A 9551-nucleotide genomic window follows, 5' to 3' on the forward strand; every position below is an offset into this window, starting at 1 on the left:
GCGCTTCGGCGGTGGCGGTGGGTGGTGCGGACCGCCATCCGCCACGCCGGAGCGGAGGCCGACGCCGCGCACTCGGCGCACCTCGCGGCGATCGTCCTCGACGGCCTGCGCCCGCGAAAGTGAGCGAAACACCCTTTCCCCGTACGTATTTCGCGCGCGGTTCAGTCGCTATCGATCACCGTTGGCACGCAGTTCCGCGAGGGCCAATTCGGAGGTGTCCACGAGTTCCCGCGCCTCTTCGTCGGTGCCGACCATCGGCTGCGAGCCCTTCAGCGGCAGCAGCGACGATTCCCGCAAGAACAGTGCCGCCACCACGCCGATGAGACCGGAGCCGATCAAGTAGTAGGCGGGCACCATCAGATCACCCGTGCTGTTCACCAAGGCGGCGTTGACCAGTGGGGTGGTGCCGCCGAACGCCGAGACCGCGATATTGAACGAGATCCCCATGGCGCCGTAGCGGACCGCGGTCGGGAACAGCGCGGGCAGCGTGGCAGCGCTCGGTCCGGCGAAACCCGCCAGCAACGCCGCCAGCAGCAACGTGCCCGCCAGGGGCAGCGCCCAGCCGTCCTGCCGGATCAGCACGAAACACGGGTAGGCCAGCAGCACCTGGGCCACGGCCGCGACCAGGAACACCGGGCGGCGCCCGAAGCGGTCGCTGGCCCGGCCCACGAAGGTGATCAGCAGGACCACCAACCCCATCGCGCCGAGCACCAGCAGGTCGGAGTGGGTGGCGGACCGGTGCAGCGATTCGGTCATATAGGTCGGCAGATAGGCCGTGACCATGTAATTGGTGACGTTGTAGAGCAGTACCAGCCCGATGCAGATCAGCATGGCCCGCCAGTGCCGAGTGAAGATCACCGCGATCTCGCCCAGCCTGCTGCTGCCGCTCTCCTGTTCGGCCAGCTCACGGTCGTGGGCGTCCAACTGCTCCTGATAGGCCGGCGTGTCCTCCAGTTTCAGCCGGACATACAGGCCGATGACGCCGATCGGCCCGGCGATCAGGAACGGCAGTCGCCACGCCCATGCCTCCAGCGTCTCCTCGCCGAGGGTGGCGGTCAGCAGGGTGACGATCCCGGACCCGGCGGCATAGCCGACGAAGGTGCCGAAATCGAGCCAGCTGCCGAGGAATCCGCGCCGGCGGTCCGGCGAGTATTCGGCGATGAACGTGGTGGCCCCGCCGTATTCGCCGCCGGTGGAGAAGCCCTGCACCATGCGGCACACCAACAGCAGGATCGGCGCGGCGATGCCGATCGTGTCGTAACCGGGGATGAAGCCGATCGCGAAGGTGCTGGCTGCCATCATCAGCATGGTGGTGGCCAGCACCTTCTGACGGCCGATCCGGTCACCCAGCGGGCCGAAGTACAGCCCGCCGAGCGGGCGGACCAGGAACGCCGCGGCGAAGGTCGTGAACGAGGCCAGCACCTGCACGCCCGCACCGACCTCGGGGAAGAACACCTTCCCGATGACAACCGCGAGATAGCTGTAGACGCCGAAGTCGAACCACTCCATACAGTTTCCGAGCGCGGCGGCGACCACGGCGCGTTTCAGCATGCCCGCGTCGACCACCGTGATGTCCCGCAGCGCCAGCGGCCGGCCCCGGCGGCGCAACCGGCGCACGGCGTCCAACCGCACGTGACGAGGCAAGTCCTGCAAGACCTCACGTGCCGACCGGCGTCCGCTGCCCTGTTCCATCGCCGCGCTCCCTGTTCCGGACGGATCGTGCTCTGCCGCTACCAGCATCGAATCGTAGGTGTGCTGCGCGTTTGCCTGGCGCAGGCGCACCCGACACGCAGGAGCATTCGGCGGGTGACTGGCTACGATCGGTCGCGATGCACACCGATCTGATGTTCGATGCGCTGGACGGGCTGTCCGCGGGAGACGCACTCGGCGCGGAGTTCCCGATCCTGCGCCGCACGCTCGCCGAAATCCGCGCCGGCGAGCTCGGGGACCGGCAGTGGCGGTGGACCGACGACACCCAGATGGCCTGCACCGTCGTCGCCGAACTGCACCTGCGTGACGGGATCGATCCGGATCGGCTCGCCGCCGCGTTCGCCGCGCGCTTCGAGGCCCACCGCGACTACGGCTTCTTCACCGTCGACACCCTGCGGCGGATCCGGGAGGGCGTGCACTGGCGGGAGGCGGCCGGAGCCGCCTACGACCACCAGGGTTCCTGCGGCAACGGCGCGGCCATGCGGGTCGCTCCGCTCGGCGCGTATTACGCCGGTGACCCGGAAACGATTGCGGCCGAAGCGATCCGGTCGGCGCAGGTGACGCACATGCATCCGGAAGGGGTGCGCGGCGCGGTCGCGGTGGCGCTCGCCGCCGGCGTGGCCGCCCGAGCCCGCCTCGACGGCACGCGGCCGGACCCCGCCGAGTTCATCACCACGGTCCTCGGCCATCTCGACGACGGCGAGACGACCCGATCCATCCGCCACGCCCGCACTCTGCTCGGGACCTCCGCCGAGCAGGCCGCAGACGAACTCGGCAACGGCTCCCGGGTCACCGCGCAGGACACGGTGCCGTTCGCGATCTGGGTCGCCGCAACGCATCTCGCCGATTACCCGGCCGCGATCACCACCTGTATCGCGGCCGACGGCGATATCGACACCACCAGCGCCATCGTCGGCGGGATCGTCGCCGCCCACACCGGTACCCGCTCCGGCGCGGTCGCCGGCGTGCCGGGGCCCTGGCTCGACGCCCGGGAACCGCTGCCCGCCTGGCTCGACGCGGCCCGGCGGACGCGGCCGCGCACATCTGCCCGGCCGGGCCGCCGGCGGCGGTGGGTGTCCGGCGCGCCGTAGCGGTGGCCGGCCGGCGGCCGTGCCGAGTCGGTGCGGACGTTTCGGTCGGATCGTGATCTCCTCGAGACCTTCTCGGCCGCGCGAGATGACAGGCTATTCCCGAGCGTCGGGATCGGCGTTCGCACCGAACGCGGCCGCGACCACCCGGTTCCGCACGTCAGGGCCGATCGCCGCGCACCGGGAGATCGGGTGATCGGCGGTACGGCTGTGGCAGGCTCGGCGACGTGGCTACCTGACCGATGCGAAAGGGTCGGTGATCGATGAGCAGTGCCTTCGCCTTCGCGCAGAACGAAGGCGAGCCGGAGGACGATCTCGCATCGCGCTGGCTCGACACCTATCTCGACCTCGAGCGCTCCGCCTCGCTCATCCGCTGCTACGCACCCGGCATGATTCCCGGCCTGCTGCAGACAACGGAGTACACGAAGGAGTTCCTCGCGATGGCCGACCCGGATCACTCCGGCGGTCCACACCCTCGCCTCGCCGAGCTGGAACAGCGCAAACAGATTCTGGCGCGGCCGAATCCGCCGCGCCTGTGGATTGTGCTCGAACAGGCCGCGCTGCGCCGCCAGCTCGGCAGCCACCAGGCCTGGCGAGAGCAGCTCGACCATCTGGCCCGCGTCGCCGCCCGGCCCGGCTTCAGCGTGCAGATCATGCCCGACCACGCCGCCGGGCCGATCATCAGCACGATCCCGTTCACCGTCTTTCGTTTCGCCGCCACCCATCGCGGCGACATCGTGCACGTCCCCCACGCCACGGGCGCCGCGTTCCTCGAGGGCCGCCGCGACATCGACGCTTACCACGAGATCTGGAATCGCCTGTGTATCAACGCGCTCGGTCCCGAACGGACCAGCGACATCGTCGCGGCGGCGGCCGCGGGGGCTACTCTCTGACGGCCGGAACCGCCGTCGGCGCAGCGCAATCGGCGAACGGATAGCACGAGGGCGCCGGATCGAGCAGCCGCGTCGTACTCACCCCCGTGGTGGTGGAGGTGTCGTGCCGCTCCCCCGGAAACAACAGGAGCACGGTCAGCATCGCCAGCACGGCCAGCGCCATCATGAACGCGAACGCCACGATCGCGCGCGGCACCGTGTCCCGGCCGACCGGCACCAGCACCGGCACGACGATATTCCGCCCTGTATTCATTCCGACTCCCATGTTCTGAGGATTCCGGGTTCGAGCCACACTTCGGGGAATTGATTTCGAGGACTCGCCGCTCATTCCCATCGATTCCGCTCGGGCCCGGATCCGGTGCGGCGCACCGGGATACGAACGTCGTAAGAATGCGGCGAAATGTCCGGGAACAGCGGGACCGGCAGCTCGATTCCCCGTATTCGAACCCCTTGTGCACGCGGTGCGTGCAGAATCGATCGCGGCGTCGACAGCCCGCCGAACTCGCGGATAAACTGGCTTCCCAGTGTGATCGAGGGGTTTTCTCCCCGGGAGAACAAGTGGTTCGCATGACCAACGTCCCGCACGCCACCAGGTGCGCGCGCCGGGTGGCGCGTGAGGTCAAGTCCGCCGGCGGATCGGATCAGGACGCCGCCGCGGCCGTACACCGGCACTGTGGGATGTCGCTGCTGCGGGGCCACCGAATCGCCCGGGGATACACCCTGGTGGAGGCGGTCGAGGCGCTCGAGGAGGTGCTGGCGGCGGGCGGTACGCCCAGCGCCGGCCCGAGCCATCAACGTCTGTCGCAGTGGGAGCAGGGACGAGACGTGCCGTCACCGCGCTATCTGGACGCCCTGTGCCGGCTGTATCGCAGCCGACCGGACCGGCTGGGTTTCGGGCACGACTATTCGGAGGCGGATTCGGATCCGCGGAACGGAATACCGGACACCATGGATCGACGCCATTTCGTGAGTCTGGCCGCGGCCGGGGCGATGTTCATGCCCGCACCGCCCGGCCCCGGATTGTTCGGCGAGGATTTCGATCCGCCCGGCGGGCGGCGCGCGACGGCGGCGTATGTCGGGCTGCTGGAGGATCTCACCGAACAGAGCGGATACGCGCTCTACAGCCCGCCCGCGGAATACATTCCCGCCCGCATGGTCGATTTGGCGCGCGCCCAGGCCTGCCTGCTGACCGGCACGACGGCGGATCTCCGGCGCCGACTGCACCGGGTGTACGCCAAGAACGCCGGGTTCATCGCCATGCGGCTCAACGATGTCGCGGGCGCGGGCGACACGTTCGAATGGTTCGGCATCGCGCGCCGCGCGGCCCGGCAGGCCGAGGATGCCGGCGTGCAGGCCTGGGTGGCCGCGCGGACCAGCGACGCCTGCGCCTGCCACCACCAATTCAAGCCCGGACTGGCCGCCGCGCACGCCGCGCAGGCCGCCGGAGCCCACCACGCCGACGCGGCCGCGGTGCTCGGCTATCTCACCGAGGCGGGGGTGCGCGCCCGTTCCGGTTGCCGCCGTGAGACTTTGGCCGCTGTGCGGACGGCCGACCGGATGTTCGCCGAACTACCCCCGGAACAGTCCGTGGCCGACGGGTTCCACCTCAGCGAGTACCTGCTGCGCTGGCATCAGGCCAACGCCCTGGCGCTGGCCGGTGCACACGCCGAGGCCGCGCCGCTGCGCGCCCGGGTGCTGGAACTGCCGCTGGCCCGGCACGACCAGGTCGGGACGGCGCTGCTGCGGCTCGACGAGGCCGCGGCCCAACTCGACGGCGGCGATCTGGAATGGGGCTATCACACGATCGCCACCACCTGGCAGCAGTTGCCGAACGAGTTGCGCGCCGGGCAGATTCCCGAACGCGTGACCGAGATCCTGCATGCCCTCGACGTCGGCCGTATCGCGCCGCGCCGGACGGCGGAGCTCCGGGAACTTCTCGAAACCTCCGCCCCCGGAACGAGTCCCGCGGTATGAAGGACCCGGTCGGCCCTAGCCGCGCCGCAGATCGAGTGTGACACAGTGCAATCCGCCGCCCATCGTGCGCGCGTGCCGCAGCGTGTACGGGACGCTGTCGATGCCGCGCCGCGCCAGGGCGGCGATGAGCCCGTGCTGGGCGGCGTCGACGACGGCGAGGTCGGGCCGGACCATCAACAGGTTCATCCCGATCCACCGCGAGGACAACGGATGCCGAGACGAGCAGGGCGGGTCGGCCATGGGCGGGCACCACAGGTGCTCCCACGAGCGCAGCGGTTCGGGCAGTTGCCCCGGATCGCGGATGCGGTCGGGATTCAACAGCACCAGCCCCTCGCGGAGCAGGCTGATCGTGGAGTCGATGTGGGTGTAGGCGTAGACGCCGCGGATCGGGTGCACCCGATAGTCGCCCAGGGCCGACAGCGTGGTCTGCAGCCAGCGGTGCCCGAGTTCGTTGCCGCTGGAGGAGACCAGATAGAACAGGTCGCGCCCGCAGCGCAGGACGTTCGCGGCGTCGAAGACGGGCTCGCTCTCCCCCAGCGTGACCCGCCCACGACCGTCGTCGGGAAACAGTTCCTCCCGCAGTTGCGGCGGCGGCGCGGCGATCCACGGCGAACCGGCGAGCATGCACTGCTGGAACAGTTCCCGCAGTCCCGCGAGTTCGAACAGCCGCGACCGCATCGGACTCGGTGCCGCGATGATCGCCGATCCCACGATCAGCGCGATGTCGCGCGGGCAGTAGGAATAGAACCCGGTGGTACGCCAGTCGGGTGTGCCGAACTCCCGGTCGTGGGCGACCGGCGCCGGGCGGTGCACCCGCACACCGAGCCCTTCCAGCAGGTTCGCGAGCCCGTCGAGGTCCTCGGCGGCCTCGGCCAGCACGCGCGGCGGGAACGCGCCGACCGCGACACCGGCCAGGGCGGCGGCGTCGAGATCGGGGTAGAGGGTCAGCCACGCCGACCGATCCAGCGGCGGAATCCGTGCCCCGTCCGCGGTGCCGACCACCACGTCGAGCAGCGGACTGAATTCGTCGGCCGAACCTGCCGGTCCGAGCGCGAGGCGGGGCGAGGCGGGCGGGCGCGTCAGGGAATGCGACATGGCGGCATCCTTTCGAGCGAGGTAGGTCGGGTCGGGGGTCCGGCGATGGGGTCAGCCGAGGGCCCGGCGGGCCCCGCGGCGGCGGTGCGCGCGGATCGAGGAGCAGGTCATCGCGCGCAGCAGCCAGCGGTCGGCGCCGTCGTAGCGCGGCCGGAACACGCTGCGGCCGTGTACGGTTCGCCGGTTGTCGGCGATCAGCAGGTCGCCGGGGCGCAGTTCGTGGCCGATGGCGGCGCGATCGAGCGCGGCGGTCAGCGCCGTGAGCGCGGCGGCCGCCCGCCGGTCGCCGGGATCGGCCGGCCGGACGTCCGCTTCGCCGAAGCAGATCTCCGGATCGGCGGCGGGGCCGCTCAGCACGGGCACGGCGGGCGCGGCGGAGGCATCGGCGAGGTGGTGCGCCGGGTCGGGCGCGATCACGAACCGCGGCTCGCGCAGCACCGCAACGACTTCCGCGGCCAGGTCCAGGTCGCGCACCGGCGCCAGATAGGTGACCGCGCCGGGGTGACCCCGCAGGCACAGCAGGGCGAAGTAGTCGCAGCGGTCAGCGGTGAACCCGTCCTCGACGTGCCACTGCAGGGTCGCCGCGCTCCCGGCGCCGGTTTGCGCCCGCTCCTGTCCGGGCACCGGGGTGACGTGCTGCACCAGCCGGCCGTCGTGCAGCGACCGGAAGGTGAACGGCTCGCCCAGCAGCAGCGACACCGACAGCAGAAGCAAGGCCGCGGCCTCGACCGCGGGCGCCGACAGCTCCGGTGTCACCGTGGCCGGAGTAGCGGGCAGGCCGGTCAGCTCCCCGCACACACCCCGCAGCAGCAACGCGTTGTGCACGCTGCCCGCGACCCGGAAATGGTGCAGGGCAACGATCATGCGTGGCGGCAGGCCGGTGATCAGCCCGGCGGCGGCCTCGACGGGATCCTGCCCGGCGGACAGCTCGGCGGCCGCCCGCGCGGCGCGTTCCCAGACGATCGCGGTTTCCCGCGCCGTGGGCGTGACGATCTCGCCGGGCGTCAGCCGGCCGAACACGGGCATCGCCCGCTCCGCGCCCGCGGTCTGCCGGGCCGGACCGAGGAGTTCGGTGCGTTCGCAATAGCGCGCTGTGGCAAGGGATTTCCGATGGGGTGCGCGGTAGCCGCGATATTCGGTCATGGTGGCTGCCTTCCGTGTTCGCCCGCGACCTTCGAGTCGCTGCGGACAGCTCACCCCGGACGGCCCGGCGTCCGACATCCCACCGGACAAACCGTCTGCGCGTCAGCGGCTTTCGCGCCTGTCCGGCGGACACCGGGCCGACGGTGCCGGACAATTGTCGACGCACGGCGACCGGGTCACTGACAGGCGGGGAGGTTTATGATGACCACCATTCCGAACCGGGCGGTGACCCGCGAGTACCTCGCCACCGTGACGAACCCGGCGGAATTCGGCGGCGCGCTGCGCAGGGCCCGGGAAGCGACCGGACTGTCCATTCGCCGCCTCGAGCGGCAAGCGAACGACCGGAACAGCGGCGGCCCACCGAGACTGGTCGATCTGACCAAGAATCTTATCGAGGACATGGAGAAGGGCCGGCGGCTCGAGGGCAGCCGGATCGGCGCGGGCAGCGACAACCGGCTCGAGGTGTACCTCTGGTGCTGCGGCGTGCTGCGCGACGATCTCCCGGCCTGGCTGGAGACCCGCTACCGGGTGCTGCGGGAACCGGCGGCGGCGCCGGACCCGGCCGCGGACACCTCGACGCCGCCGCGCCCGGCGGTCAAGACCGCGCTGCGCCGCGATGTGCACACCCTCATCGGCCGCGACGCCGAACTGCGCCGCCTGCTGGCGGCGGCCGACCCGGAGCACCGGACGCCGGTGTACACGATCGACGGCATGCCGGGAATCGGCAAGACGGCCTTGGCGACCCGGGCCGCGCACATGCTGTCCGGACACTTCCCGGACGGCCGCTACTTCATCGAGTTGCACGCGCACACGCCCGGCCGAGCGGCCGCCGATCCGTCGGATGTGCTGGCGGGCATGCTGATCGGCCTGGGTGTCGACATGCGCTACATCCCCGACACGCTGGAGGGCCGGCGCGATCTGTGGCGGGACCGGCTGACCGGCAAGCGGGTGCTGCTCGTGCTCGACGACGCCCGCGATGTCGCGCAGATCGAGCCCCTGCTGCCGGCCGCGGCGGAATGCCTGACCCTCGTCACCAGCCGGCGCCGGTTGATCACGCTGGACAACGCGATGCCGCTGCCGTTGGACATTCTCGAACCGACGTCCGCCACACAGCTTTTCACGACGCTGGCCCGGCGCGTCGCCGGCGACGACGCCGATCGGGCCGCGGTCGCGCGCATCGTGCGGTTGTGCGGGTATCTGCCGCTGGCGATCACGCTGCTGGCCGGTCGGCTGGCCCATCATCCGTCCTGGACCATCGCCGAACTCGCCGATCAGTTCAGCGCCGCGACCGATCGGCTGGGTGAACTCGATGCCGGTGCGCGGGTGGTGCGGGCCGCGTTCGATCTGTCCTATCGGGATCTGCCGCCGCAGCAGATGCTGCTGTTCCGCCGTTTGGGCATGCACCCCGGCGCCGATCTCGACGCCCACTCCGCCGCGGCACTGGCCGGACTCGAGGTGGCGACGGCGCGGTGGGAGCTGGAGTCGCTGTACACAGACCACCTGCTCGACGAGCCCGCGCGCGGCCGGGGCCGCCGAGCCGCTCGTGGGTGGCCTCGCCGCTCGCGAGCAGGGCGGCGGCGGTGAGCATCGCGCCCTTCGGCACGCCCGTGGTCCCGGAGGTGGTCACCACCAGCGCCACGTCGTCGTC

Annotated in this window: 8 protein-coding genes and 1 pseudogene; 4 read left to right on the top strand and 5 right to left on the bottom strand. The window is 71.0% G+C overall.

Features of this window, described 5'->3' with window-relative positions; translation table 11 throughout:
- Positions 1 to 168 precede the first annotated feature (168 nt).
- Positions 169 to 1740, bottom strand: coding sequence for a glycine betaine/L-proline transporter ProP (gene proP, locus QH470_RS15450; RefSeq protein WP_280273050.1), 1572 nt, complete (start codon positions 1738 to 1740; stop codon positions 169 to 171).
- Between the two features lie 89 nt (positions 1741 to 1829).
- Here proP and QH470_RS15455 point away from each other — a divergent pair, with 89 nt between their 5' ends.
- On the top strand, positions 1830 to 2801 hold the full coding sequence (locus tag QH470_RS15455; RefSeq protein WP_280273051.1) for an ADP-ribosylglycohydrolase family protein: 972 nt from the start codon (positions 1830 to 1832) through the stop codon (positions 2799 to 2801).
- A 260-nt stretch (positions 2802 to 3061) separates the two neighbouring features.
- Positions 3062 to 3691, top strand: coding sequence for a DUF5753 domain-containing protein (locus QH470_RS15460; RefSeq protein WP_280273052.1), 630 nt, complete (start codon positions 3062 to 3064; stop codon positions 3689 to 3691).
- On the opposite strand, the gene QH470_RS15465 is transcribed toward QH470_RS15460, so the two are convergent.
- Entirely contained in the window at positions 3681 to 3944 is a 264-nt protein-coding gene (locus QH470_RS15465) for a hypothetical protein (RefSeq protein WP_280273053.1), read from the bottom strand. The two genes, QH470_RS15460 and QH470_RS15465, sit on opposite strands and share 11 nt — an antisense overlap.
- Positions 3945 to 4258: 314 nt before the next feature.
- Here QH470_RS15465 and QH470_RS15470 point away from each other — a divergent pair, with 314 nt between their 5' ends.
- Positions 4259 to 5665 (top strand): helix-turn-helix domain-containing protein, encoded by a 1407-nt coding sequence (locus tag QH470_RS15470; RefSeq protein WP_280273054.1) that lies wholly within the window; start codon positions 4259 to 4261, stop codon positions 5663 to 5665.
- A gap of 15 nt (positions 5666 to 5680) precedes the next feature.
- On the opposite strand, the gene QH470_RS15475 is transcribed toward QH470_RS15470, so the two are convergent.
- Positions 5681 to 6760 carry a scyllo-inosamine-4-phosphate amidinotransferase gene (locus QH470_RS15475; RefSeq protein WP_280273055.1) on the bottom strand — a complete coding sequence of 360 codons (1080 nt, stop codon included), beginning with the start codon at positions 6758 to 6760 and terminating at the stop codon, positions 5681 to 5683.
- Positions 6761 to 6811: 51 nt separating this feature from the next.
- Positions 6812 to 7903 (bottom strand): TauD/TfdA family dioxygenase, encoded by a 1092-nt coding sequence (locus tag QH470_RS15480; protein ID WP_280273056.1) that lies wholly within the window; start codon positions 7901 to 7903, stop codon positions 6812 to 6814.
- A gap of 399 nt (positions 7904 to 8302) precedes the next feature.
- Here QH470_RS15480 and QH470_RS15485 point away from each other — a divergent pair, with 399 nt between their 5' ends.
- Positions 8303 to 9487 carry an NB-ARC domain-containing protein gene (locus QH470_RS15485; RefSeq protein WP_280273057.1) on the top strand — a complete coding sequence of 395 codons (1185 nt, stop codon included), beginning with the start codon at positions 8303 to 8305 and terminating at the stop codon, positions 9485 to 9487.
- Here the strand turns inward: QH470_RS15485 and QH470_RS15490 are convergent.
- Positions 9426 to 9551 (bottom strand): annotated as a pseudogene (locus QH470_RS15490) (AMP-binding protein); the annotation flags it as partial. The gene QH470_RS15485 and the pseudogene QH470_RS15490 sit on opposite strands and share 62 nt — an antisense overlap.

This window comes from Nocardia wallacei, from assembly GCF_029868745.1.
Classification (GTDB): domain Bacteria; phylum Actinomycetota; class Actinomycetes; order Mycobacteriales; family Mycobacteriaceae; genus Nocardia; species Nocardia wallacei_B.

What these genes read in the sequence shown, in the direction of transcription:
- QH470_RS15465 (WP_280273053.1), bottom strand. Translation starts at nt 3,944, where the DNA reads ATGAATACAGGGCGGAATATCGTCGTGCCGGTGCTGGTGCCGGTCGGC.
- QH470_RS15485 (WP_280273057.1), top strand. Translation starts at nt 8,303, where the DNA reads ATGGAGAAGGGCCGGCGGCTCGAGGGCAGCCGGATCGGCGCGGGCAGC.
- QH470_RS15475 (WP_280273055.1), bottom strand. Translation starts at nt 6,760, where the DNA reads ATGTCGCATTCCCTGACGCGCCCGCCCGCCTCGCCCCGCCTCGCGCTC.
- QH470_RS15460 (WP_280273052.1), top strand. Translation starts at nt 3,062, where the DNA reads ATGAGCAGTGCCTTCGCCTTCGCGCAGAACGAAGGCGAGCCGGAGGAC.
- QH470_RS15455 (WP_280273051.1), top strand. Translation starts at nt 1,830, where the DNA reads ATGCACACCGATCTGATGTTCGATGCGCTGGACGGGCTGTCCGCGGGA.
- QH470_RS15480 (WP_280273056.1), bottom strand. Translation starts at nt 7,903, where the DNA reads ATGACCGAATATCGCGGCTACCGCGCACCCCATCGGAAATCCCTTGCC.
- QH470_RS15470 (WP_280273054.1), top strand. Translation starts at nt 4,259, where the DNA reads ATGACCAACGTCCCGCACGCCACCAGGTGCGCGCGCCGGGTGGCGCGT.
- proP (WP_280273050.1), bottom strand. Translation starts at nt 1,740, where the DNA reads ATGCTGGTAGCGGCAGAGCACGATCCGTCCGGAACAGGGAGCGCGGCG.